Here is a 24,015-nt window from a genome sequence, read left to right as displayed (position 1 = left end):
TTTCTGCCGCGCCGTTTCCGGCGCTTTCCCCACCGTAGCGGATTTCCTGTCCGGCGCCTAATCGGGCCGGTCCGGAAAAGAAATGCGGCAGGCCGCACTTCACCCCCGGAAAAGGGGGTTCACGCTGTGTGAGTGGTCGCCACCGGACGTGGCAGAAGGGCCGCCAGGAAACCGTTCCGGCCCCTGACAACCCGATCGACTATACGGATCGGTGTCCCCCTCGTCAACACGCGACTTCGATCCCGTCGCCACTCGTCGCCGGCAGGGGCGGAGCCCGCTGCTCCGTCCCTCCCGGTCGCCACGGAGACCCGTTCGGTTTCCCCCGCGTGGGTATGGACCGTGGGTATGGACGCCCTCGGGCGGCCGCAGGATCAACCGTCCGAACGGCATGGCCGTACCGTCGCTGTACCGCCGCCTCTCCACGGTGCTGCGCGTCTGTACGAAGCACTCCCCGCGCGCGCTCCGCAGGCGGTTGGCTTCCGTGCCCTACTCTTCCGATCAACAGACTTACCGCAACAAACAATGACAGACCGCTCGACCACCGCCCTTACGGGAGGCTCCCCATGACCACCGTGACGTCCCCGCTCGCCGGACGTGCCATCGGCCTCGCGGCTGTGCCCGACCCGGTGTTCTCCGGCGAAATGGTGGGCCCCGGGACCGCCGTCGATCCCGTTCGCGGGCCTTCCACCGCCGTCTCCCCCGTCGACGGCATCGTCGTCTCCCTTCATCCGCACGCCTTCGTCGTGGTGGACGACGAGGGGCACGGTGTGCTGACGCACCTCGGTATCGACACGGTGCAGCTGAACGGGCAGGGGTTCGAGCTGCTGGCCGCCAAGGGCGACACCGTGCGCCGCGGTGATCCGATCGTCCGCTGGAATCCGGTCGAGGTGGAGGCCGTGGGAAAGTCGCCGGTGTGCCCGGTTGTCGCTCTGGAAGCCACCCGCGACGCGCTGGCCGACGTGGTGGTCGACGCCGACGTGCCCTCCGGAGGCACGCTGTTCACCTGGCGGTGATCGCTCCGCCTCCGCACCGGCCGCGGAGCGCCCGCACGCGGTGGGCACGTGACGGATGCCCACCCTCCCAAGAGACCGAATCGACCGGGGACCGGTGAAATGGAGACAACGCTTCGAGGCGTCGGGGTGAGCCACGGGGTGGCGATCGGCGAAGTCCGGCACATGAGCACCGCGGAACTGGAACCGCCGCCCGACCGGATCCCCCCGGACAGGGCGCCGCGCGAACGGGACAGGGCGCACCGGGCCGTGGACGCCGTGGCCGCCGATCTGGTGGCACGGGGCAATCTGGCGGGCGGTGAAGCCCAGGCCGTGCTGGAGGCCCAGGCCATGATGGCCCGGGATCCGGAACTGATGGCCGATGTAGAGCGGCGCATCGCCGTGGGCAGTACCGCGGAACGCGCGGTCTACGACGCCTTCGCCTCCTACCGCGCGCTGCTCGCCGGGGCGGGTGAGTACCTGGCCGGACGGGTCGCGGACCTGGACGACGTGCGGAACCGCATCGTCGCCCGGCTGCTCGGGGTGCCGATGCCGGGCGTGCCGAACAGCGACACGCCGTACGTGCTGGTCGCACGCGACCTCGCTCCCGCCGACACCGCGCTGCTCGACACCTCGCTCGTGCTGGGCTTCGTGACCGAGGAGGGCGGGCCGACCAGCCACAGCGCCATCCTGGCCCGGGCCCTGGGCGTGCCGGCGGTGGTGGCGCTGCAGGGTGCCGTCGAACTGGCCGAGGGCACCGTCGTCGCGGTGGACGGCAGCACGGGGGAGGTCGTGGTGGACCCGGACCCGGAGCAGCAGGAGGAGCTGGCGCGGATCGCCGAGGAGCGGAAGGCAGCGCTCACCGCCGCCACCGGTCCGGGCGCGACCTCCGACGGGCACAAGGTGCCGCTGCTCGCGAACATCGGCGGTCCCGCCGACGTGGCGGCCGCGCTGGAGGCGGGCGCCGAGGGCGTGGGCCTGTTCCGCACGGAGTTCCTGTTCCTCGACGACAGCCGGAAGGCCCCGTCGGAGAAGAAGCAGGCCGAGGTCTACCGGCAGGTGCTGGAGGCCTTCCCCGAGGGACGCGTCGTGGTGCGGGTGCTGGACGCGGGCGCGGACAAGCCCCTGGACTTCCTCACCCCGGCCGAGGAGCCCAACCCGGCGCTGGGCGTCCGCGGGCTGCGGACGCTGCTCGGCCACCCCGAGGTGCTGCGGACGCAGCTGGCCGCGCTCGCCCGGGCGGCCAAGGGGCTTCCGGTGTACCTGGAGGTCATGGCGCCGATGGTCGCCGACCGGACCGATGCCAGGGCGTTCGCCGACGCATGCCGGGAGGCCGGTCTGCAGGCCAAGTTCGGCGCGATGGTGGAGGTGCCCTCCGCGGCCCTGCGTGCCCGCTCCATCCTCCAGGAGGTGGAGTTCCTGTCGCTGGGCACCAACGACCTGGCTCAGTACACCTTCGCCGCCGACCGGCAGGTCGGCGTCCTCTCGCGCTACCAGGATCCGTGGCAGCCCGCGCTGCTCGACCTGATCGCGATGGCCGCCGAGGCGGCCGGGGCCGAGGGCAAGGGCTGCGGTGTCTGCGGTGAGGCCGCGTCCGACCCGCTGCTGGCCTGCGTCCTGACCGGGCTGGGCGTCACGAGCCTGTCCATGGGGCCCACGGCCATTCCCTACGTACGCGCGGCGCTGGCCAGGCGCACCATGGCGCAGTGCGAGCGGGCGGCGGCCGCGGCGCGGGCCTCGGAGAGCGGCGAGGAGGCCCGGGAGGCCGCGCGGTCGGTGCTGTCCGGGGAGTGACCGGAGAGGGCCGGCCCGGTGCCGGGCGCTCCGCCCGAGGCGGAGCGCCCGGCACCGGCGTGCGGGGTCAGGACTCACCGGCTCCCCCGTCCCGCTCCTCCCCGCCCTGCCCGTGCGTCCCGGGGTGGGGCAGCGGGAAGCCCGCGCGGTAGGCGAGGCCCGGTTCGGGCGGTACCGGCTCCCCCGTCCGGGCGTCCGTGCAGTAGGCGGAGAAGACCTCGGCCTCGGTGAGGGGGCGGAGGCCGCCGTCGTGCAGGCGCCAGCCGCGGACCTCCTCCCGCCCGTCCCAGGCGGTGCGCATCACCACCCCTCCGGGACGCCCCGCGGCGATGCCCGCGGCGAGGACCGTGCGGAAGAGCCTCTCCCCCTCGGCGGCTTCCCTGGCCGTCCGGGCGGTGTCGTGCGGTGCGCGTTCGACGTGGGCCACCGCGACCAGCGGCCCGGTCCCCCCGCTGACGCTGCACACCAGGTGGTGGGTGCCGGGACCGGCGGAGTCGAGCAGCCGGGCCAGGATCTCCGTGGCCTCCTCCAGTGCCGCCCGGCCGAGGTCCTTTCCGCAGTCGGCGCAGGGACCCAGGCCGGTGAGCGCGTCCGTGGCGCGTTCCCAGGCGTCCTGCTGCTCCCAGTCCTCCATGAGCAGGGGCAGCAGCCGGTCGAGGGGCTGGCCGCGGTAGCGCACGGTGGCTCCCGTGGCGGCGATCTCCGCGACGTAGCGCGTGCGGCTGTCGGGGCTGTCGGGGTCGATCCGCTCCTGTGTGCAGAAGTGCTCGTAGTCGTCCGGGTCGAAGAGGCCGACGCGGGTGTGGACGCCCTGGACGGTGAGCGAGCGCAGCAGTCCTTCCGTATGCCTCAGGTAACTTCGGTGGTCGTCGAAGACGAACGTGGTGTAGCGGCGCATGGCCGCGAAGCCGGCCGGGTCGGCGACGACGGCGACCGTGCTGGGCACCTCGCGCCGCAGGATCCGCCGCGCGGTCAGCCGCCTGAGTCCGCCCGGCTCGGCCGTGCGCCGCCGGCGCCCGTGGCCTCCGCCGTTCCCGGTGTGCGCGGTGCGTCCCATGTCTCCCCCTCGGTTGTGCGGTCACTTGGTCACTCACCGTAACCGAGGGGGCTGACAACGGGCTGCGGAGCGGTCAGGAGGCGAGGCGTTCGCGGGCCAGCCGCTCGTAGAAGCGGAGGAGCTCGACGTCGTCCACCGATCCGGGGTTGACCGCCTTGTCGAGGTCGGCGCCCTGGAGCAGGCGCTTGACCGGGACCTCCAGCCGCTTGCCGGTGAGCGTGTGGGGAACGCCCCTGACCTCGATGATCTCGTCGGGGACGTGCCTCGGCGAGAGGTGTTCGCGGATGGTCCGCCGGATGCGGTCGCGCAGGGCGTCGTCGAGGACGGCGCCCTCGGCGAGGTGGACGAACAGCGGCATCCAGTAGCCGCCGTCGGGCTGTTCCACGCCGATGACGAGGGACTCGCGGATCTCGGGTAGGCGTTCGACGGCCTCGTAGATGTCGGCCGAACCCATGCGGACGCCCTGCCGGTTGAGGGTGGAGTCGGACCTGCCGTGGATGATCACCGTGCCGCGCGAGGTGAGGGTGGTCCAGTCCCCGTGCCGCCACACGCCGGGGAACATCTCGAAGTAGCTCTCGCGGTAGCGGGTGCCGCCGGGGTCGTTCCAGAAGCGGACCGGCATGGACGGCATGGGGTTGGTGACGACCAGCTCGCCGACCTCGTCGACGAGCGGTTTGCCGTGCGGGTCCCAGGACTGCAGGTCGGTGCCCAGGCAGGGGGCCTGGAGTTCGCCGATGTGGACGGGGAGGGTGGGGACGGCGCCGGCGAAGCAGCTGCACACGTCGGTGCCGCCGCTGACGGAGGCGATCCACATGTCCTCGGCCACCTCGTCGTGGATCCAGCGGAAACCGTCGGGCGGCAGGGGGGAGCCGGTGGTGGCGACGCACCTGACGCGGGAGAGGTCGAAGTCGCGGCCGGGGCGGACGCCGGCCTTGCGGCAGGCCATCACGTAGGCCGCGGAGGTGCCGTAGAGGGTGGCGCCGGTGCGTTCGGCCACCCGCCACTGGGCGGCGGTGTCGGGGTGGCCGGGGCTGCCGTCGTAGAGGACGACGGTGGTGCCGGTCAGCAGGCCGGAGACGAGGAAGTTCCACATCATCCAGCCGGTGGAGGTGTACCAGAAGAAGCGGTCGCCGGGGCCGAGGTCGCAGTGGAGGCCGAGCTGCTTGAGGTGCTCGACGAGGATGCCGCCCTGGGACTGGACGATGGCCTTGGGCAGTCCGGTGGTGCCGGAGGAGTAGAGCACCCACAGCGGGTGGTCGAAGGGGACCTGCTCGAAGACCGGCTCGGTGTCGGCGGCGGTGAGGGCGTCCCACTCCAGGGCGCCGTCGGGGGCGGGGGCGCCGAGCAGGGGGATGTGGACGACGGCGCGCAGGCTGGGCAGTTCGCGGCGGAGTTCGGCGACGGTGCCGGTGCGGTCGTGCTCCTTGCCTCCGTAGCGGTAGCCGTCGACGGTGAACAGCACGGTGGGTTCGACCTGCTGGAAGCGGTCCAGGACGCTGCGGGCGCCGAAGTCGGGGGCGCAGGAGGTCCACACGCCGCCGACGGCGGCGGTGGCCAGCAGGGCGACGGCGGCCTGGGGGATGTTGGGCAGGTAGCCGCTGACGCGGTCGCCGGGGCGGACTCCCAGGCGGCGCAGTTCGGCGGCCAGCGAGCCGACCTGGCGGCGCAGCTCCGCCCAGGTGACGGGGGTCGGCTCGTGGGTCTCGTCGACGTGGAGCAGGGCGGGAGTGTCCGCGCGGGACGGGTCCTCGGCGGCGCGGAGGGCGTGCTCGGCGTAGTTGAGGGTGGCGCCGGGGAACCAGGTGGCGCCGGGCATGGAGCGGTCGGCGAGGACGGTCTCGTACGGGGTGGCGAAGCGGACGTCGAACCACTCGGTGACCGCCTGCCAGAAGGCGGGCAGTTCCTCGACGGACCAGCGGTGCAGCGCGGCGTAGCTCGCGGCCGGGTCGCCGGGGACGGCGGCCGGGGCTCCGAAGCGCTCGGCGGCCCACGCCTGGAAGCGCGTGAGCCGGGCGCTCCCGATGCGGTCGGGGCCGGGGCGCCACAGGGGTTCCGGCTGGTCTGCGGTCGTCGGTGCGGCGCTGTGCGCTGCGGTCATGGCGGCTCTCCCGGACTGCTGTCTCACGCGTCGTGTGCGTCGTCTCCGTGCGCGGCCGGTCCCGGGTCGTGGCCGGGGCCGTGCGTGTGCGCGCGGCTGTGCAGGACGATGCCATGTGATCGGGTTCCGCACCAGGGCGGCCGTCCCGTGCCGCGGTGGGACGGCGTGCTCCAACCACGGGGGGACACCGGGTGAACGGAGATTGAACAGGGCTTTGGCGGTACCCGGGTGATGGCAGTCTGAGCAGCATGGATGCGCGTGGCCTGGTGCGGTCGGTCAGAGTGGTGGGTGCGGCGCAGGGACTGCGGGCGGCACGGGCCGCGTGGCGGGGCCGGCGCGCGGACGCCCGGGCGCTGCCGCGGGTGGTCCGGGAGCGGGCCCGGGTGCCGGGGGAGGCGCGGGGCGCCGAGCCGGAGCCGGGCGGTGGCGTGGTGCGCTTCGAGCGGTCGTCGCTGCGGGTGCGGGTGACGGCCGGCGGGATGGTGTTCTGCGGCTGGGACGGCGCCGGGCCGGAGCCGTCGTACGCGCTGGCCGGGGCGTGTCCGCAGGCCGATGCCCGGGCGGTGCTGGAGCCGGACAAGGACGGCGGCTGGCGGGTGGTGTCCGAGCGGGTGCTGGTGACCGTGACCCGGCTCGGGGCGGTGGAGGTGCGCACCCCGGGCGGGGTGGTGCTGCGGCGGGACCTGCCGCCGCGCTGGTGGGAGCCGGTGGACGGCGGGGCGGGGGCCCGCTGGGTCCAGCGCTCGGAGGTGCCGCCGGACGCGCGGTTCTTCGGTCTGGGCGGGCGGGCGCCGGGGCCGCGGCTGCGCGGGGGGCCGTACCGCCTGTGGAACGCGGGGCCGGCTCCCTTCGGCGCGGGGCGCGGGGAGCGGTCGCTGACGATGCCGGTGCTGTGGGTGGTGGCGGACGCGGGCGGGCACCTGGTCTTCCACGACAACTCCTGGGACGGCCTGGTGACGCTGCGCGAGGGCGTGGAGGGCGCGGGTTCGGGCCATGACCGGCCTGGCCGGTGCGAGGTGCGGATGTCGGGCGGTCCGCTGCGCTACTGGGTGCTGACCGGTTCCCCGCCACGGGTGATGCAGGGCTGGCGGGCGCTGACGGGGGCTCCTGCGGTGCCTCCCCGGTGGGCCCTGGGCCACCAGCACGCCCTGTGGGGTGCGGAGGGCGCGGAGGGGGTGCGGCGGATCGTGGCGGGGTACGCGGAGCGCGGGCTGCCGTTGCGCGCCGTGCACCTGGGCGTCGGTCACCACCGGCGGCGACGGGGTTTCACGGTGGATCCGGGGCGGTTCCCGGACCTTCCCTCCCTGGCCTCCGCGCTGCGCGGGAGCGGGGTGCGGCTGGTGTCGGTCGTCGAGCCGGCGGTGCGGGCCGAGGCGGGCGAGGCGGTGTACGAGGACGGGCGGGCCGAGGACGTCTTCGTGCGGGACGCGCGGGGGGTGCCGGTGCGCGGGCTGGGGTGGGCGGGCGAGGCGGTGTACCCGGACTTCACCGATCCCCGGGTCCGCAAGTGGTGGGGCGGGCTGTACGCCGAGCGGCTGGAGCAGGGTTTCGCCGGGTTCTGCCACGACATGAACGATCCGGTCTCCTTCGCCCTCCTGGGCGAGCCGACACTGCCGCGGTCGGCCCGGCACTGCCTGGAGTCGCGCGGCGGCGACCACCGGGAGGCGCACAACGTCTACGCCCTGGCGATGGCGCGCGCGGGTTTCGAGGGGCTGCGCGGGCTGCGCCCCCGTGAGCGGCCGTTCCTGCTGTCGCGTTCGGGCTGGGCGGGTCTGCAGCGCTACGGCGGCACCTGGACGGACCAGGCGGAGACCGGCTGGGAGGGGTTGCGGGCCTCGCTCGCCCAGGTGATCGGCCTGGGGCTGTGCGGGGTGCCGTACTGCGGCCCGGACGTCGGGGGCGCGCCGGGGGCGCCCCGGCCGTCGCCGGAGCTGTACCTGCGCTGGTTCCAGCTCAGCGCGTACCTGCCGCTGTTCCGCACCCACGGTGGGCCGGGGGGCGGGCGGCGCGAGCCGTGGGAGTTCGGGCCCGAGGTGCTGGAGCACGCGCGGGCGGCGCTGCGCGAGCGGGAGCGGCTGCTGCCGTACTTCGCGACGCTGGCCCGGCTGGCGCAGCGGTCCGGAGCCCCCTGTGTGCGGCCCCTGTGGTGGGGTGCGCCGAAGGACCGGGCCCTGCGGGAGTGCGAGGACGCGTTCCTGCTCGGGGACGCGCTGCTGGTGGCTCCGGTGCTGGAGCCGGGGGTGGCGCGCCGTGCCGTGCGGCTGCCGCGCGGACGGTGGTACGACGCGGTCACCGGCGAGATGTACGAGGGGCCGGGGCAGGTGGTGGTCGAGGCGCCGCTGTCGCGGATCCCGGTGCTGGTGCGGGCGGGGGCGGTGCTGCCGGTGGCCGGGGCGGACGGGGGGACCGAGCTGGAGGTGTGGGCCCCGCCGCGCGGGCGGACGGGCGGCGGAGTGGTCGCCGTGGACGCGGGCGACGGCTGGGGCCGGGGGGAGCTGGAGCGGTTCTCCGTGCGGATGCTGGGCCGGGAGGCGGTGGTGGCGCGGGAGGGGACCGGGGAGGTGGGGTACCCGGTGCGGGTGCGCGGCATACGGTCGTGAGGGACCGTGGGCGCGGAGGTACGCGCGGAGACGGAGCAGCGGGGACGCGCGGGGCGATGGTGAGGGGCGCGGGCGGTCTTCCCTGCGCTCCGGGCGCCTGGTAGAGGGAGGCCATGGTGATCAGGACATCGACCGCACGGACCCCCGGGGCGCTGCTCGCCGCGGTGCTGCTCGCCCTCGTCCCGCTCCTCGCCGCGGCTCCGCCCGTGCGGGCGGAGCCGGAACCGAAGGCCCCGCCCGAGTTCGTGGCGCTCTCGGACGTGGACCCGACGATCATCCAGGAGATCCGCTACCACACCGCCCACAACTTCGTCGGCGAGCCCGTGGACGGCTACCGCCGGCCGATGTGCGTCCTCACCCGGGACGCCGCCGAGGCCCTGCGCCGGGCGCAGTGGAAGCTGCTGTGGCGGGGGTACTCGCTGAAGGTGTACGACTGCTACCGGCCGCAGCGGGCCGTGGACCACTTCGTGGCGTGGGCGGAGGACCCGGACGACCAGCGGATGAAGGAGGAGTTCTATCCGCGGGTGGACAAGGCACGGCTGTTCGAGGACGGGTACATCGCGTCGCGGTCCGGGCACAGCCGGGGCAGCACCGTCGACCTGACGCTGGTGCGGCTGCCCGCGTGGCCGACGCGGCCGTACGTGCCGGGCGAGCCGCTGACGCCGTGCCACGCGCCGCGTGAGGAGCGGTTCCCCGACAACTCGGTGGACATGGGAACCGGTTACGACTGCTTCGACACCCTGTCCCACACGCTGGACCCGAGGGTCACCGGGGTGCAGCGGGCCAACCGGCTGCTGCTGAAGAAGGCGCTGGAGGAGGTGGGGTTCGTCAACTATCCGTCGGAGTGGTGGCACTACAGCCTCGCCTCGGAGCCGTTCCCCGACACCTATTTCGACTTCCCCGTGCACCGCGGGTCGCTCACCGGCCGCTGACGCGGGAGCGGGGACGCGGACGGCTGAACTCCGGACGGCGGTACGGAGCCACCCCCGTGGGTCCCGTACCGCCGTTCGCGTGTGTGGACGCCGCCCCCCGGGAGGGGGTTCGCCGAGCCGGCCGGCCGTCACGCGTTCGCGACGTTTCCGCGACCGTTCCCCGACGTCTCCGGGGTCCGGGGAGGGCTCCTCACCTGCTCCTGTGTCAGTGGCATTTGCCAAGACCCCGGCTCCCGACATGCTCGTGAACAGTGTGCGAACAACCCTTCGGAACGCCCTTCGCACGCCTTCGCCGGCCGCATGCTGGTGTGGTGCACGACTGGACGAACCATCTCCGCTTCGCCTACCAGCCGGTCGTCGACCTCGCGACCGGCTCCGTGACGGCCATCGAGGTCCTGGCGCGTGCCGCGGAGGGGGACGTCCTGGCCGAGGCCCGCCGCGATCCGGAGGTGGACGCCGAGCTCGCCGCGCTGGCCGTGCGGTCGGCCGCCCGCCAGGAGGGGCTGCTGCCCCTGCACGTCAACGTCTTCGCCGCCACCCTCGTCTCCCTGGGGGACCTCGCGTCGCTGCGCCGGGTCGTGCGGGACGCGGGACGCCGTCCCTGGGAGGTGACGCTGGACCTCGTCCCGTCCCCGGCTCCGTCGGGGCGCGTGCCCCTCGACGCGCTGGTGCCGGCGGTGGGCGCGCTGCGCGAGGACGGGTTCCGGATCTGTGTGGACGGGGTCGGGGGCGGCGACCTGCCGATGCTGCTGCTCGCCGACCTCTCGCCCGATCTGGTGAAGGTGGACGCCGCGGTGGTCGCCGGGCTGCCGCACCGGTCCGCGTACCGCGCGGCGCTCGCCGGGCTGCGGCGGTTCTGCGACGGGATCGGTGCGCTGCTGACGGTCGAGGGCGTGGAGACCGAGCTGCAGTACGCGGCGGCGCGGGCGGCCGGGGCGCACCTGGCCCAGGGGCACCTGTTCGCTCCGCCCGCGCGCCGTCCCGTCACCGAGGTCCGCCTCCCCCTCTGTCCGCCCGCCGTCCCGCCGTCCGGAGGCGGTACGGGGGGCCCGCCGGTCGCCGACTTCCTGCACCCCGCGGCGATGCTGCCGCTGTCCGCCTCCGCCTCCCAGGTGCGTGCGCTGCTCACCGGCTCCCCGGAGGTGAGCGGAGTGCTGCTGGTGGACCCCGACGGCGTGCCGGTGCGCGCGGTGGACCGGGACCGCTTCCTGCTGGCGATGTCGGGCCGGTACGGCCACGCGCTGTACGCCGACCGCCCCGCGGTCCGTCTCGCGGACCGGCCGCGCACGGTCCGGGTGGGGGCCACCGCCTGGGACGTGCTCGACGTGGTGGCGGCCGACGACCGCAGCCGTACGGCGGACGACGTGGCGGTCGTGGACGACGCGGGGCGCTGTGTGGGTGTGGTGCGGCTGTCCGAGGTCGTCAGGGCGCTGGCCGACAGCCGGCTGGAGGACACCGCCGGGCTGAATCCGCTCACCCGGACGCCACGTCCGGGGCCCGCCTGACCGGTCCGGCCCGCCGCCCGACCTTCCCGGTGGGAGCGGTGCCCGTGCCCCCGGGGGCGCCCGGTGGACCGGGCCACCCCGCCCTGCGGGTTACCTTGACGCTCCCGTTACCCGGGTGAACACTTCCGATTATCAGACGGTATCGCCGCAGGTGGTCCCAGGGCCGTACGTCCCCCGGGGCGATTCCGCTGTACACGCACGCTCGTCGCGGACGCCGGGCGGGGCGCGGGTCTTCGCCCGCCGCCGGCTCCGCCGGCACCGCAGAACGCACCCTGCACGGGACACCCGGGGCCACGGCCCGGGGAAGGGCACGAGGAGCGGCAATGAACTTTCCCAACGGCGACATCTTCCTCGGCGAAATCATCGGAACGGCGATCCTGATCCTGTTCGGCGCGGGCGTCTGCGCCGCGATCACGCTCAACCACTCCAAGGCGAAGGCGGCGGGATGGATCGTCATCGCCTTCGGCTGGGGCTTCGGCGTGCTGGCCGGCGCGTACACCGCGGCTCCGCTGTCCGGAGGGCACATCAACCCGGCGGTGACCCTCGGCATCGCCGTGCAGACCGGCGAGAACTGGGACAAGGTGCCGGTCTACCTCGCCGGCCAGCTCATCGGCGCGATGCTCGGCGCCGTACTCGCCTGGCTCGTCTACTACGCGCAGTTCGCGGCGAACCGCGACAAGGACACCGCCACACCGACGCTCGGCATCTTCTCGACCATCCCCGAGATCCGCAGTCCGGTGGCCAACCTGGTCACCGAGATCATCGCGACCGTCGCCCTGGTGCTGCCGATCCTGGCGTTCGGCCTGACCAAGGGGCTGGGCGAGTCCGGCACCCTGGTCCTGGTCGTGGCGCTGCTGGTGGTCGGGATCGGCCTGTCGCTGGGCGGCCCGACCGGCTACGCCATCAACCCCGCCCGCGACCTGGGTCCCCGCATCGTCCACGCGCTGCTGCCCATCCCCAACAAGGGCCCCTCCGACTGGGGGTACTCCTGGGTTCCGGTGGTCGGACCGCTCATCGGCGGCGTCCTCGCGGCATGGATCTACGACCTCGCGTTCTGAACGGGGGACGACGGGAACGACGGGAACCGAGGAGAAGGGCCCGGAAGGAGCCTCATGACGGACACCGCACCCACGTACGTCGCCGCGATCGACCAGGGCACCACGTCGAGTCGCTGCATCATCTTCGACCACGACGGCGCGATCGTCGCCGTCGACCAGCGCGAGCACCAGCAGATCTTCCCCAGGCCCGGCTGGGTGGAGCACGACGCGACCGAGATCTGGTCCAAGGTCCAGGCGGTGGTCGCGGGCGCGCTCGCCAAGGCGGGGCTGCGCGCCAGGAACCTGGCCGCCCTGGGCATCACCAACCAGCGCGAGACGACCGTGCTGTGGGACCGGGCCACCGGCAGGCCGGTCCACAACGCCATCGTCTGGCAGGACACCCGCACCGACGCCCTCTGCCGCGAACTGGGCGGCGACGTGGGTCAGGACCGCTTCCGGGACCGCACCGGACTCCCGCTGGCCAGCTACTTCTCCGGCCCGAAGGCCGCCTGGCTGCTGGAGCACGTGCCGGGGCTGCGCGAGCGCGCCGAGGCGGGCGAGATCGCCTTCGGCACGATGGACTCCTGGCTGATCTGGAACCTCACCGGAGGCACCGACGGCGGCGTGCACGTCACCGACGTCACCAACGCCAGCCGGACCATGCTGATGAACCTGGACACCCTCCAGTGGGACTCCTCCGTCCTCGACGCCATGGGCATCCCCGAGGCGGTGCTGCCCGAGATCCGCTCCTCGGCCGAGGTGTACGGCGACACCGCGGTCGGGACCTCCACCGGGGTGCCGGTGGCCTCGGCGCTCGGCGACCAGCAGGCGGCCGTCTTCGGCCAGACCTGCTACGGCGTCGGCGAGGCCAAGAACACCTACGGCACCGGCTCGTTCCTGCTCCTGAACACCGGTCACCGCCCGGTGATGTCCAAGAGCGGCCTGGTCACCACGGTGGGGTACCAGCTCGGCGGGGAGCGTCCCGTCTACTGCCTGGAGGGCTCCATCGCCATCACCGGCGCCCTGGTGCAGTGGTTCCGGGACCAGCTCGGGATCATCCGGGAGGCCGCCGAGATCGAATCCCTGGCGGCGAGCGTGGAGGACAACGGCGGCGCGTACATCGTCCCGGCCTTCTCCGGCCTGTACGCCCCCTACTGGCGCTCCGACGCCCGGGGCGTCATCACCGGTCTGACCCGCTACGTGACCAAGGCGCACCTGGCGCGGGCCGTGCTGGAGGCGACGAGCTGGCAGACGCGCGAGGTCGTGGACGCCATGCGCCAGGACTCCGGCGTGGAGATCACCAGTCTCAAGGTGGACGGCGGCATGACCGCCAACGGACTGCTGATGCAGCACCAGGCGGACGTGCTCGGCGTGCCGGTGATCCGGCCGGTGGTCTCCGAGACCACCTGCCTGGGCGCGGCGTACGCCGCCGGGCTGGCCACGGGGGTCTGGTCGGACCTGGACGAACTCAGGGCGCACTGGAAGAAGGACGCCGAGTGGACCCCGCGGATGGACGCCGGGACGCGGGAGCGGGAGCACCGCAACTGGCGCAAGGCCGTGGAGCGCAGCTTCGGCTGGGAGGAGGGCGACTGACCCGCTCCCCCGCGGACCGTGCTCGGTCCCGTGCCCGGCCCGTTCCGGCGTGTGCCGGGACGGGCCGCGCGTCCGGAGGGCCGCCCGGCGGGCGGCGGTCCGGGACGACCGACGGGCGCGGAACGGCACGGCCGGGGCGACGGGTGCGGGCAGCGGGGCCGCGGCGGCTCTCAGCCGACGGTGCCGCGGCGCCGGGCGGCGTCGGCGCGCATCGCGTGCTCCACGACCGAGAGCAGCACCCGGCGCGCGGAGTCGCGGCGGCGCGCGTCGCACGGCAGGACGGGAACCCCCGCGTCCAGGCCCAGCGCGGCGCGCACCGCCTCCGGCGGGTGGTGGCCGGCCCCCTCGAACCGGTTGACGGCCACGGCGAAGGGGACGGCGCGCCGTTCGAGGTGCCCGACCGTCTCGGAGCAGTCCCCCGGGCGGCGCGGGTCGACGAGCACCACGGCGCCGAGCGCGCCCTCCACCAGCTCGTCCCACAGGGACCGGGAGGGGTCGCGGTCCGGCGCGCCGATGAGGCAGAGCGTCAGCGCCCCGCTCAGGGTGATCCGGCCGAAGTCCATGGTGACGGTGGCGGCCCTCCCGGCGCCCCACTCCTCCGGCGCTCCCCCGGGGTCGCCGAACGGACGGCCGGCCTCGGTCAGCAGCTCCCGGGTGCGCAGCGGCCCGACCTCGCTGACCGCGCCGACCAGGGTGGTCTTGCCCGCCCCGGGGCCGCCCGCCACCAGCACCTTGAGCGTCGCCGGCGCGCCGCCGGCGTCCTCCCGGAGACGTCCCCCGTCGCGCTCCCGGCAACGGCCGGTTCCCTCCAGGACCATCGTCTGCCCTCCTCCGCGTCCACGGCGCCGCCCGCCGGGGCAAGCGATCGTTCCGCAGCGGACGCGCGACGCCAAGCCTTTCGCCCGCGTGGCGTTCCGGGCCGCCACCCCGGCGGGCTGTTTACGGCCGCCACCGTCCGGAAACGCAGTGGTATGCCTGTTTACCGGAACATTCGTGGTGCCCTCTCGGCCGTCCGTTCGGCGCTGCCGGATCCCGACCGCCCCGGGCGGGTGCTGACGGCCGTGGAGAAGCTGGAGAGCACCCACCGCCTGGACGCCGCGCTCGGACCACTGCGGCGGGCCGTGCGCGCCCTCCCGCTGGGCGGCGCCCGGGACGTCCTGCACGGCCGCTGGCTGGGCCACGCGGTGCACCCGCTGATGGTGCAGATCCCCATCGGCTCGTGGATGTCCGCCGCCGTACTGGACCTGATGCCCGGACAGCGCCGCGGCGCCGACACCCTCGTGGGGCTCGGTCTGGCGGCGGCCGCCCCGGCCGCCCTCGCCGGCTGGGTGGACTGGGCCGAACTCCGCAAACCGCACATGCGGGTCGGGCTGGTGCACGCGGCGACGAACATCACGGCCGTCGGTCTGTACACCGCGTCGTTGTCCGCACGGCTGCGGGGCCGGCGCGGGCGCGGCCGCCTGCTGGCGTTCGCGGGGCTGACCGCGGTGAGCGTCGGGGGCGCCCTGGGCGGCCACCTGTCCTACCGCCAGGCCGCCGCCGTCAACCACGCCGAACACGTCCCGGCCGTGGTCGAGCCCGGCTGGCACCCCGTCGGCGACATCGCGGACCTGCCGGTGGGCAAGCCGGTGCGGCGGTACCTGGGCGAGACCCCGCTGGTCGTCGTCCGCGAGCCCGGGGGGACGGTGCACGCGCTGGCCGACCGGTGCAGCCACATGGCCGGGCCGCTGTCGCAGGGGGAGGTCGTCGACGGGTGCGTGCGGTGCCCGTGGCACGGCAGCACCTTCCGGCTGGCCGACGGCTGGAACGTGCGCGGCCCCGCGACCTCGCCGCAGCCGGTCTTCGAGACCCGCGTCGTGGACGGCCGCGTGGAGGCGCGGCTGATCACCGAGCCGGACCGGGCGCACCGCTCCGTGGCGGGCCGGACGGCGTAGGGACGCGCCGGGAGGGGCTTCCTCACAGGGCCCGCAGCCCGTTGATCACATCGCGCAGGACGCTCTCGTCGGGCGGCTCGGCAGCGGGCACCGGGCGGGCGACGCGCACCAGCCCGGCGGCCACGAGATCGCCGACGAGGACGCGGACGACCCCCACCGGCAGGTCCAGTCCGGCGGCCAGTTCGGCCACCGGCCGGGGGGCCCTCCGGCACCGGGCGACGATGGCGAGGTGCTCCGGACCGAGGGCGGCGAGGCCCCCGGGAGGCCCGGTGCCGGCGGGCGGCCCGGGCCGGTCCGGGCCGCCCGCCTCCGGGCCCGCGGCCACCGGCGCCACCAGATCGACACGGTCCCCGCCGACTCCGCGGGTACGGCCGCGCGTCATGGCGTACGGCCGCACCACCGGCCCGGCCGCGTCGTCGAACCATCCGTCCGTCACGTGCCCGCCGCCCTCCGCCGGGCGTGCCGGGCCGGAGCGCTCCCCCGGGCCGCCCGGACGCCGGCCGGGCTCACCCGCCCCCCGGGCGCCGCCGCTCCCCCTGCCGTGCCGTGCGCTCATCGGCCGCTCCTCTCCGGTGGATCGTTCCCGGTGCGGCGCCGTCCGGGCCGGGGCCGCCGTCCGGTGCGCCCGTGTCCTCCGACCGGCCGCGCCGCAGGCCGCGCTGGAGCGAGGCCATCCGGTTCCGCACCTCGCCGGCGTTCCGCTCCCGGTCCTCCCCGCCCTGGCCGCGGTCCCGTTCCCGGCCGCGGTCCGGGGCGTCCGGCCCCGGCTCCCCGGCGAGGCCGCCCTGCCGCACGCGCCGGGGCAGGCCGCTCGCCGTGGTCGGCGTCCCCTCGCCGTGCGCGGCGCCGGCGTCCGCCGGATGTCCGCGGCCGAAGCGCCCGTCCTGCGCGCCGAGGTGGTCGCCGATGCTGCCCCGGACCGCCGGCGCGGGCCCGTCGGGCGCCACCGGCCCGGCGGGGCCGTGCCGCACCACCCCGAGCGCGGGGCGCGGCTCGCGGCGCGGCAGCCCCGCCGCGGTCCGGGCTCCCCCGGCGCTCCCGATGCCCGCGTCGTCCCCGCCGTCCCGGGGCGCCTCGGTGAGCAGAGCGCCCGGAATGAGCACGACGGCGGTGGTGCCGCCGTACGGGGAGGGCTGCAGGGAGACGCGGACGCCCTGGCGGCGGCCGAGGCGGGAGACGACGAACAGGCCGAGCCGGTCGGTGTCGGAGAGCCGGAAGTCGGGGTTCTCGGCGAGCCGGAGGTTGGCCTCCAGCAGCGCCTCGGGCGCCATGCCCAGACCGCGGTCGTGGATCTCCAGGGCGAAGCCGCTGGGGACCCGCTCGCCGGCCACCTGGACGGTGGTGTGCGGGGGCGAGAAGACCGTGGCGTTCTCCAGGAGTTCGGCGATGAGGTGGGTGAGGTCGGCGATGGCGGCGCCCTCCACCGCGAGCGGCGGCAGCCTCCGCACCTCGATGCGCTCGTAGTCCTCCACCTCGGACACCGCGGCGCGGACGACGTCCATCAGCGGGATGGGCCTGCGCCACTGCCGCGAGGGGGCGGCTCCGGAGAGGATCACCAGCCCCTCGGCGTGGCGCCGCATGCGGGTCGTGAGGTGGTCGAGCCGGAAGAGGTCGGCCAGTTCCTCCGGGTCCTCGGTGCGCCGCTCCATGGCGTCCAGCAGCGTGAGCTGGCGGTGCAGCAGCACCTGGCTGCGGCGGGCGAGGTTGACGAAGACCTCGGAGACGCCCCGGCGCATCTCCGCCTGCCGGACGGCGGCCTCGACGGCGGCCCGCTGGAGGGTGTTGAGCGCCTGCCCGACCTGTCCCATCTCGTCGCGCCCGTACTCCAGGCGCGGCGCCTCGGTCTCGACGTCGACCTGCTCGCCCTCGGCGAGCCGCCGCATGATGGCGGGCAGCCGCACGCCCGCGGCCTCGTTCGCCTCCCTGCGCAGGGCGCCGAGGTCGCGGACCAGGCCGCGGCCGACTCGGAAGGAGACGATCACGGAGACCAGGACGGCGGCGAAGCCCAGGATCCCGGCGATCCCCGCGCGCATCAGCACGGATTCGGCCTCGGGCTCGACGCGCTGCCGGTGGCGGGCCTCCGACTCCTCGTCCAGGCGCTGGAGTTCCTCCAGGACGCCTCCGGCGGCCGTCCGCCAGCGGTCGGCGCCGAGGACGTCGACCGCGCCCCGGGCGCCGGCGCCGATGATCCGGTCCTCGGCGGCGCGCAGGGCCCGGCCGTCGGCGCCGGACCAGAACTCCTCGTACCGCTCGCGGTCCTCGGCGGGAAGCATCGGCAGGTGGATGCGGTAGGTGAGCTCGCGCTCGGCCACCCGGTCGGAGAACGCGCGCAGTTCGCCCTCGGTCATCCGTCCGGCGGTGAACGCGGCCGCCATCAGCGCGTCCTCGCGGGAGAGGTACTCGCGGGCCCGGGAGAGACCTGTGAGGGCGCGGCCCTCGGTGTCGAGCCGGACGTCGTCCAGTCCGCGCAGGCTGGACAGGAAGGAGTGGCAGGGGTCGACGGCGGCGTTGTACGCGTCGTAGGCGTCCCGGCGTTCGACGGTGTTCTCCTCGATCCGCTCCCGCACCCTCCCCAGCCGGTCGAGCCCGTCGAGGAGGTCGTCCAGCCGCCTGCGGGAGTCCTCGTCCAGGTCGCCGCGCACCTCCTCCCCGGACGCGCGGGCGCGCAGTGCGGCCACCGCCGTGTCCGTGGCGCGCCGGCCGTCGTGCAGGGCCGTCAGGGAGTCGGAACGGCGCGGATCGGCGAGGTAGACGAGGGCGTGGCGGCGTTCCTCCTGGAGGGCCCGGACGGTCTCCCGGAGCGGGCCGCCGAGTTCCTCCGTGACGGCGGCGGCGTTCAGCAGCCGGTCCGCCTCGCGGCTGGTGATCACAGTGGCGAACGCCCAGATCGAGGTGAGCGCCACCAGGGGGACCAGCAGTAACGCCACCATTTTCCGGCGGATCGACTTGCCCCGAAAGCGCATGGCCTCCCCCACGTCCACCCTGTCGCACAGGGGCACGAGTTTCCCCAGCAAACGGCGCGAGCCTACTACCGTCACCGGGCGGTCCGCAGACACGAACGGGCCTTCGGACACCCTTCCTGCGGCCGTTCCGGGCGGTTGTGACGCCATGCTGGGATACACCGGGCGCCGGAAGGCGCGCCGGACACGCGGACACGGCGCGGTGCGGGGAGATCACATGGGGCTGAGCAGGGCCGACTGGGGACCGGGGGGATTCGAGCAGTTCCGGTCCGACCGGGATGAGGACGGGGTGTGCGAGGAAGTCGGAGATTCCGTGGACACCATGTCGCGACTTCCCGATCCGGTGCGGGCGGCGGCCGTGCGCGCGGTCGTCCTCGTGGCGGTGACGCTGGTGCTGGTGATGATCGCCGTGCTGTGCTCCCTGGCCATGGTGTGGCTCGCCCTTCCCATGGTGCTGGCGGCGGTGGCGAGCACCGTGGTCACCACCTGGGGGGTGCTGGACGTGTGGGTGACCCGGCAGATGTGGGTCCAGCGGAACGGGGTGGTCTCCACCCCCGGCAGCGTGGCGCGGGAGCGCGGCCCGTTCCGCCGCGGGCGGCGTGCGCCGTCCCCCGGGGAGACCGGGGGACGGGAGGTCCGGGAGGCGTCCTGAGGTCCGGGCCGGGGCCGTCACGGGGGACGGTGGCCGCATCCGTGCCGCGGCCCGCCTCAGGGGTGCGGCGGGCCGCGGCGGTGCGCGGTGGACGGCGGGCGCGCCCGGGCCGGGTCGGGCGCCCTCCCCGGCGCGGGCGCGCCCCGGTCAGCCGGACGGCGTGCCGACCGCGGCGCGGGGCTCCTGCGCGCGGGCCTGCCGGGAGCGGTCGGCGTGCTCCCGTTCCGCGGGCTCGGGGCGGCGGAACATCCGGGTGGCCGTGACCTCGCCGTGCACCGGCTCGGCGTCGGGGTCCCGCCTGGGCAGTCCGGGCCGCAGGTGCTCCTCGACGCTGATGTACTTCAGGCCCGCCCTCAGGTCGGCGTCGTTGCGCAGCCGGATCACCAGCGGGAACTCCGCGAGCGCGGTGGTGTCGAACAGGCCCGTGGTGTAGATGAGCTGGACGCCGAGGGCGTCGGCGACCGCCCGCTGGAGTTCCAGCAGGTAGGTGGCGTTGGCCCGGCCGATGGGGTTGTCGAGGAAGAGCGTGCCCGCGTGGCGGTGCCTGTCCCGGCCCCGGTCGTTGCTGCGCAGGGCGGCCATCGTGCAGTACAGGGCGATGGCGGCGGTGAGGAGCTGCCCGCCGGAGAAGACGTCCCCCATCTGCCCGACCGGCACCCGCTCGGCGCGCAGCACGGCGTCGGGCTTGAGGATCTCCACGGCGACCCCGCGCGGCTGGAGGGCGGCGTGGACACCGCGCAGCAGCAGCGTCATGCCGTCCCGGCGCAGGTCGGAGTTCCTGCGGACGGCCGCCCGGGTGGCCTCGTCGATCACCTCGCCCAGCCGCTCGGTGAGGACGGCCTGGTCCGGGTCCTCGAAGCGGATCCGGAGGAACTCCTGCCCGGACCACTCCCCCAGGCCCTCCGGAAGCCGGGAGAGGCGCTGCGCGGAGCGGAGGGTGGCCAGCGAGGACTCCACCAGGCCGCGCAACCGGTCGACGATGCTGTCACGGTTGCGCTCGAGCTGCTCCAGCTCGTCGGTCAGGACCCGCAGCCGGGGCTCGAAGGCCGCGGCCCAGGCGGCGGCGTGGTCGGGCAGGGCGGCGGACGGCAGTTCGTGGATCTGCTGGCGGGCCGGGGTGCGCACCTGCTCGTAGCGGGTGGCGTTGGCGTGCCGCACCAGCACGTCGCACGCCTCCCTCACCGCCCCCTCGGCGGCGGTGAGGTCGGCGGCGCAGCCGCGCAGGGAGCGGCGGGCCTCGGCGGCGGCCTGCCGGGCCTGCTCCAGGGTGTCGGCGTACGGTTCGGGGCCGTCCGCTCCGTCCTCCTGGCCCGTCCCGTTCGTACCGTGGGGGTCGCGCAGCAGGTCGCGGAGCATGGCGGCCAGTTCGTCGAAGGCACCGGCGGCGTCCTCGGCGGCGCGGTGGGCCCGCACCAGCTCGGCGTGGGCGTCGCGCGCGGCCTCCAGCGCGTCGGTGCGGTCGGCCAGCTCGGCGTTGGCGCTGCGCAGCAGGGCCTGGGCCTGTTCGGCGTCGCCGGGCACCATCTCGTCGGGGAGCTCGGTGTGGGCCTCGCCGTTCTCGGGCGCCAGGCGTTCGGCCTCGCCGCGCAGCCGGCCGAGCTGCTCGCTGGCGGCGGAGGCACGGGACTCCAGCAGGTGGACCAGGGCCTCGGCGCGGGCGGCGGCGGCCTGCCGGGAGGGCCCGTCGGCGCCGTCGGGCCCTTCCAGGAGCTGGGCGGCGCGGGTGCGGACCTTGTTGGTGAGGCGGTCCAGGGCGGCACGGGCGGCGCTCTCGTCGCCCTCGGCGCGGGCCTGTTCGGCGCGCAGGTCGGCGCCGACGCCGACCTTCTCGTAGAGCCGGGAGGCCGCCCGGTAGGCCTCGCGCAGGGCGGGCAGGGACGCCGGCGGCCCGTCATCGGACGGGTCCCCGGCCCCGAGGTCCTCCGGGGCGTCGGGCGCGCCCGCGATCTCGGCGCGTTCCGCGCGCAGCGCGCGGGCGGTGCGGCGGGCGTAGTCGGCGGCGCGCTGGGCGGCGCGGCGGTCCTCGTCGGCGGCGCGGGCCCGCTCCAGGCAGGCGGCGGCACGTGCCTCGGCCTCGGCGGCCTCGGCGGCCAGCTCGCGCAGCCGCGTCTGCCAGGTGGCCCGCTCGCGCAGCCGGAAGGCGAGTCCGGCCAGGGCGTCGGCGGAACGGCGGGCCCGCTGGACGCGCTCCTGCCGCTCGTCGCGCACGCGGGCGGCCTCGGCCGCGGTCTCCTCGGCCTCGGCGGCGGCCGTCCGCGCCTCCTCCAGTTGCCGCCGGGCGGTCTCGGCGACCTCCGCGGCGGCGCGGGCGGTCGCGGCCAGTTCGGCCAGGCGGCCGGGCGGGCAGCCGGTGCGCCAGGAGGCGAGCCTGGCCGCCAGGGAGCGGTCGGCGGACAGCCGCGCGGCCAGGACGCGGATCTCCTCGTCGCGGGCGGCGGCGCGTTCCCGCAGGTGGCGGCGCTCGGAGTCGGCGGCGCGCTCGTCGTGCATGGCGGGGTTGGGCGGCACCAGGAAGATGCCGTCCTCCGCCCCGCCGGACGGGGGGACGGGGGCCAGCAGCGCGGCGGCGGTGCCGACGGCCACGGCGGAGCGGGGCAGCAGGGCGGCGTCGGCCAGGACCTCGCGGGCACGGGCGTGGCTGTCCGGGTCGGTGATGACGACGCCGTCGACCAGCTCCGGCCGGGCGGCGAGCACGGCGGCGTGGTCGGCCGGGTCCACGGCCTGGGCGAGGTAGCGCCAGCCGGGGAGGGCGGGGATGCCGTGCTCGCCCAGGTACTCGACGGTGGCCAGGACGTCGGGGCCGGGCGGGAGGAGCCCGCCGTCGCCGAGGGCGCCCAGGATGCGGGCGTCGTCGGCGGCGGCGGTGCGCAGGTCGAACAGGTGGCGTTCGGCCGCGGCGACGGTCTCGTCCAGCAGGTCGCGGAGGGTCTCGGCGTTGCGGTCCAGCTCGTCGGCGCCGAGCGCGCCCGGCGCCCCGGCGTCCTCCCCGGCGGCCCGGCCGGGCAGGCCGAGCAGTTCGGCCAGGCGCTCCTCGGCGCCCAGGGCCCCGGCGGCTCGGCGCTCGGCGGCGTACGCGGCGTCGGCCGCCTCGGCGGCGTCGGCCGCGCGGGCCGCGGCGAGCTCGGCGCGGGTGGGGGCGGCGGCGGTCTCCTGGGCGCGCTCGGCGGTGCGGCGCGCGGTCTCCTTCGCGGTCTCCCAGGCGGCGACGGCGGCCTTCTCGGCGTCGCTGGCGGCCAGGGCGGCGCGGGCCGGGTCGGCGTCGGGCGAGGATCCGTCCAGCCAGCCCGCCCGGACGGCCTCGGCCGTCTCCTGCTCGACCTCGGCCAGCCGCTGGCGCAGGTGGTCGCTCTCGCTGCGGGCGCGCTGGGCCTCGGTGGCGGCGGCGGTGGCGTCGCGGTGGGCCGCCTCCCCCGCGGCCTGGAGGGCGGCGGAGCGCTCCTCCTCCTCGGCCGCGAGGTGCTCGGCCTTCTCCGCGGCGGACTGCAGGGCCCGTACCAGGTCGGTGGCGGCCCGGGCGCGGGCGGCCAGGGCGGGGGCGGCGTCGCGTTCGGCCTCGCGGATGGCCGCGGCGACGCGGGCGGCGCGGTCGGCGGCGGCGCGGTGCGCCAGTACCGTCTCGGTGGCCTGCCAGGCCGCGTGGAGGGTGCGAGCGTCGCTCAGCTCCCGGCGCTGGGCGGCGGCGCTCTTCTCCGCCGCGGCCAGGGCCAGGGAGGCGTGGCGGTAGGCGAGTTCGGCCGCGATCAGCGCGGCGCGCTCGCGGCTCCGTTCGGCGGCGGTGACGGCGTGCGCCGCCTGGTCGGCCCGTTCGGCGAGTTCGGCGGCCCGGCCGCGCTCCTCGGTGCCTCGGGCGGCCAGCCGCCGGGCGAGGGTGCGGGTGCGCTGCTCGGCCCCGGCGTGGACGGCGCGGGCCGTCTCGCGGCGGTGGGCGGCCTCGGTGATGCGCCTCAGCAGGTCCAGGGAGCCGGCGGTGAAGTCGCGTTCGGCGGCGAGTTCGGCGCGGCGGCCGAGCTTGTGGGCGAAGCCGTGCACCAGGTCGGCCAGGCCGTCGGTGTCGCGGGTGTCGGTGACGGCGCGCAGCAGCAGGTCGGTGAAGTCCGAGTCGTTCTTGACCGCGAACAGGCCGGCGGCCTCGCCCTCGTCGGCGTTCATCTCCCGCTGGTAGCGGAAGAGTTCCGGGTCCAGGCCGAGGTTGCCCAGGTGCTCGATCCAGCGTTCGTGGACCTCCTCCCAGACCACGTCGAGGTTGGGGTAGGCCCTGCCCGTCTCGACCAGGACGTCGCGGAAGCCCTTCATGGTGCGGCGCCGGCCGCGGGCGGCGGAGGCGCCCTCGGGGACGGGTCCGATCGCGTTCGACTCGGCGACCGGCAGGGAGTCCAGGCTCAGGCCCGGCCCGGGGCGGAAGCTGTACCAGGCCTCGGCGAACTTCCTCGGGTCGTTGGAGACCTGCCGGCCGCGCCACTCGCTGACCTTGCCGACGACGACGGTCTCGCCGGTGACGGTGTGCTGCCACTCCAGGGCGACGTGTCCGCAGTCGTCGGCCAGCAGGAACTTGCGCAGCACGCCGGAGCTGGCGCCGCCGAGGGTGTTGCGGTGGCCGGGCAGCATCACCGAGAAGATCAGCTTGAGCAGGACGGACTTGCCGCCGCCGTTCTCCAGGAAGAGCACGCCCGCGGGTGCGGGGCGGCGCGGCGGGCCGGCCGGCTCCTCCTCGAAGAAGTCGCCCTGGGCGGGGGCGGGGCTGGGCACCGGCTCGCCGACTCCGCGCAGGTCCAGCACGGTGTCGGCGTAGCGCGCACCGGCGGGCCCGATGGAGTAGAGGCGGATCCGGGACAGCTCGTACATGGCGGGACTCTCGTTGTTCGAG

General features: G+C 75.6%; 14 protein-coding genes and 1 pseudogene. 9 read left to right on the top strand and 6 right to left on the bottom strand.

Translation table 11 applies throughout. The features are described from left to right. The first annotated feature begins 563 nt into the window (after positions 1-563). Both ABD358_RS22335 and ptsP read left to right on the top strand, forming a co-directional pair. Positions 564-1,013 carry a PTS sugar transporter subunit IIA gene (locus ABD358_RS22335; RefSeq protein ID WP_344632894.1) on the top strand — a complete coding sequence of 150 codons (450 nt, stop codon included), beginning with the start codon at positions 564-566 and terminating at the stop codon, positions 1,011-1,013. A 99-nt stretch (positions 1,014-1,112) separates the two neighbouring features. Beyond that, a complete protein-coding gene (ptsP, locus tag ABD358_RS22330) occupies positions 1,113-2,783 on the top strand; it encodes a phosphoenolpyruvate--protein phosphotransferase (RefSeq protein ID WP_344632893.1) in 1,671 nt (556 codons plus the stop codon). Between the two features lie 67 nt (positions 2,784-2,850). On the opposite strand, the gene ABD358_RS22325 is transcribed toward ptsP, so the two are convergent. Both ABD358_RS22325 and ABD358_RS22320 read right to left on the bottom strand, forming a co-directional pair. After that, complete coding sequence (locus ABD358_RS22325) at positions 2,851-3,840, bottom strand: hypothetical protein (protein ID WP_344632892.1); 990 nt, start codon at positions 3,838-3,840, stop codon at positions 2,851-2,853. 73 nt (positions 3,841-3,913) lie between these two features. After that, positions 3,914-5,938 carry an acetoacetate--CoA ligase gene (locus ABD358_RS22320; protein ID WP_344632891.1) on the bottom strand — a complete coding sequence of 675 codons (2,025 nt, stop codon included), beginning with the start codon at positions 5,936-5,938 and terminating at the stop codon, positions 3,914-3,916. Positions 5,939-6,186: 248 nt separating this feature from the next. Here ABD358_RS22320 and ABD358_RS22315 point away from each other — a divergent pair, with 248 nt between their 5' ends. The 5 genes and pseudogenes from ABD358_RS22315 to glpK all read left to right on the top strand — a co-directional run bounded on the left by ABD358_RS22315 (position 6,187) and on the right by glpK (position 13,605). Continuing rightward, positions 6,187-8,538 carry a glycoside hydrolase family 31 protein gene (locus ABD358_RS22315; RefSeq protein WP_344632890.1) on the top strand — a complete coding sequence of 784 codons (2,352 nt, stop codon included), beginning with the start codon at positions 6,187-6,189 and terminating at the stop codon, positions 8,536-8,538. A 113-nt stretch (positions 8,539-8,651) separates the two neighbouring features. Then, positions 8,652-9,470, top strand: coding sequence for a M15 family metallopeptidase (locus ABD358_RS22310; RefSeq protein WP_344632889.1), 819 nt, complete (start codon positions 8,652-8,654; stop codon positions 9,468-9,470). 311 nt (positions 9,471-9,781) lie between these two features. Further along, positions 9,782-10,957: pseudogene (locus tag ABD358_RS22305) on the top strand (EAL domain-containing protein); the annotation flags it as partial. 341 nt (positions 10,958-11,298) lie between these two features. Then, entirely contained in the window at positions 11,299-12,033 is a 735-nt protein-coding gene (locus ABD358_RS22300; RefSeq protein ID WP_344632888.1) for an MIP/aquaporin family protein, read from the top strand. 54 nt (positions 12,034-12,087) lie between these two features. Next, the gene (glpK, locus tag ABD358_RS22295; protein WP_344632887.1) at positions 12,088-13,605 is read left to right on the top strand and encodes a glycerol kinase GlpK; all 1,518 of its coding nucleotides are present in this window, start codon (positions 12,088-12,090) and stop codon (positions 13,603-13,605) included. A gap of 170 nt (positions 13,606-13,775) precedes the next feature. On the opposite strand, the gene ABD358_RS22290 is transcribed toward glpK, so the two are convergent. Beyond that, the gene (locus ABD358_RS22290) at positions 13,776-14,423 is read right to left on the bottom strand and encodes a GTP-binding protein (RefSeq protein ID WP_344632886.1); all 648 of its coding nucleotides are present in this window, start codon (positions 14,421-14,423) and stop codon (positions 13,776-13,778) included. Positions 14,424-14,576: 153 nt separating this feature from the next. Here ABD358_RS22290 and ABD358_RS22285 point away from each other — a divergent pair, with 153 nt between their 5' ends. Further along, positions 14,577-15,539, top strand: coding sequence for a Rieske (2Fe-2S) protein (locus ABD358_RS22285; RefSeq protein WP_344632885.1), 963 nt, complete (start codon positions 14,577-14,579; stop codon positions 15,537-15,539). 22 nt (positions 15,540-15,561) lie between these two features. Here the strand turns inward: ABD358_RS22285 and ABD358_RS22280 are convergent, their stop codons facing one another. After that, entirely contained in the window at positions 15,562-15,921 is a 360-nt protein-coding gene (locus ABD358_RS22280) for a DUF742 domain-containing protein (RefSeq protein WP_425576390.1), read from the bottom strand. A gap of 124 nt (positions 15,922-16,045) precedes the next feature. Next, positions 16,046-18,553, bottom strand: a complete 2,508-nt coding sequence (locus ABD358_RS22275) for a nitrate- and nitrite sensing domain-containing protein (RefSeq protein ID WP_425576387.1) — start codon at positions 18,551-18,553, stop codon at positions 16,046-16,048. A 268-nt stretch (positions 18,554-18,821) separates the two neighbouring features. Here ABD358_RS22275 and ABD358_RS22270 point away from each other — a divergent pair, with 268 nt between their 5' ends. Beyond that, on the top strand, positions 18,822-19,151 hold the full coding sequence (locus ABD358_RS22270; protein ID WP_344632883.1) for a hypothetical protein: 330 nt from the start codon (positions 18,822-18,824) through the stop codon (positions 19,149-19,151). Positions 19,152-19,298: 147 nt separating this feature from the next. Here ABD358_RS22270 and ABD358_RS22265 read toward each other — a convergent pair whose 3' ends face one another. Then, a complete protein-coding gene (locus ABD358_RS22265) occupies positions 19,299-23,993 on the bottom strand; it encodes a hypothetical protein (RefSeq protein WP_344632882.1) in 4,695 nt (1,564 codons plus the stop codon). Positions 23,994-24,015 lie beyond the last annotated feature (22 nt).

It is taken from the genome of Streptomyces glaucosporus (assembly GCF_039533345.1).
Taxonomy (GTDB): Bacteria; Actinomycetota; Actinomycetes; order Streptomycetales; family Streptomycetaceae; genus Streptomyces; species Streptomyces glaucosporus.
This window is presented reverse-complemented; position numbering and strand designations above follow the sequence as displayed.

Excerpts from the sequence above, each read along its gene's own strand:
- ABD358_RS22335 (WP_344632894.1), top strand. The coding sequence starts at position 564 with ATGACCACCGTGACGTCCCCGCTCGCCGGACGTGCCATCGGCCTCGCG.
- ptsP (WP_344632893.1), top strand. The coding sequence starts at position 1,113 with ATGGAGACAACGCTTCGAGGCGTCGGGGTGAGCCACGGGGTGGCGATC.
- ABD358_RS22325 (WP_344632892.1), bottom strand. The coding sequence starts at position 3,840 with ATGGGACGCACCGCGCACACCGGGAACGGCGGAGGCCACGGGCGCCGG.
- ABD358_RS22320 (WP_344632891.1), bottom strand. The coding sequence starts at position 5,938 with ATGACCGCAGCGCACAGCGCCGCACCGACGACCGCAGACCAGCCGGAA.
- ABD358_RS22315 (WP_344632890.1), top strand. The coding sequence starts at position 6,187 with ATGGATGCGCGTGGCCTGGTGCGGTCGGTCAGAGTGGTGGGTGCGGCG.
- ABD358_RS22310 (WP_344632889.1), top strand. The coding sequence starts at position 8,652 with ATGGTGATCAGGACATCGACCGCACGGACCCCCGGGGCGCTGCTCGCC.
- ABD358_RS22300 (WP_344632888.1), top strand. The coding sequence starts at position 11,299 with ATGAACTTTCCCAACGGCGACATCTTCCTCGGCGAAATCATCGGAACG.
- glpK (WP_344632887.1), top strand. The coding sequence starts at position 12,088 with ATGACGGACACCGCACCCACGTACGTCGCCGCGATCGACCAGGGCACC.
- ABD358_RS22290 (WP_344632886.1), bottom strand. The coding sequence starts at position 14,423 with ATGGTCCTGGAGGGAACCGGCCGTTGCCGGGAGCGCGACGGGGGACGT.
- ABD358_RS22285 (WP_344632885.1), top strand. The coding sequence starts at position 14,577 with ATGCCTGTTTACCGGAACATTCGTGGTGCCCTCTCGGCCGTCCGTTCG.
- ABD358_RS22280 (WP_425576390.1), bottom strand. The coding sequence starts at position 15,921 with ATGACGCGCGGCCGTACCCGCGGAGTCGGCGGGGACCGTGTCGATCTG.
- ABD358_RS22270 (WP_344632883.1), top strand. The coding sequence starts at position 18,822 with ATGTCGCGACTTCCCGATCCGGTGCGGGCGGCGGCCGTGCGCGCGGTC.
- ABD358_RS22265 (WP_344632882.1), bottom strand. The coding sequence starts at position 23,993 with ATGTACGAGCTGTCCCGGATCCGCCTCTACTCCATCGGGCCCGCCGGT.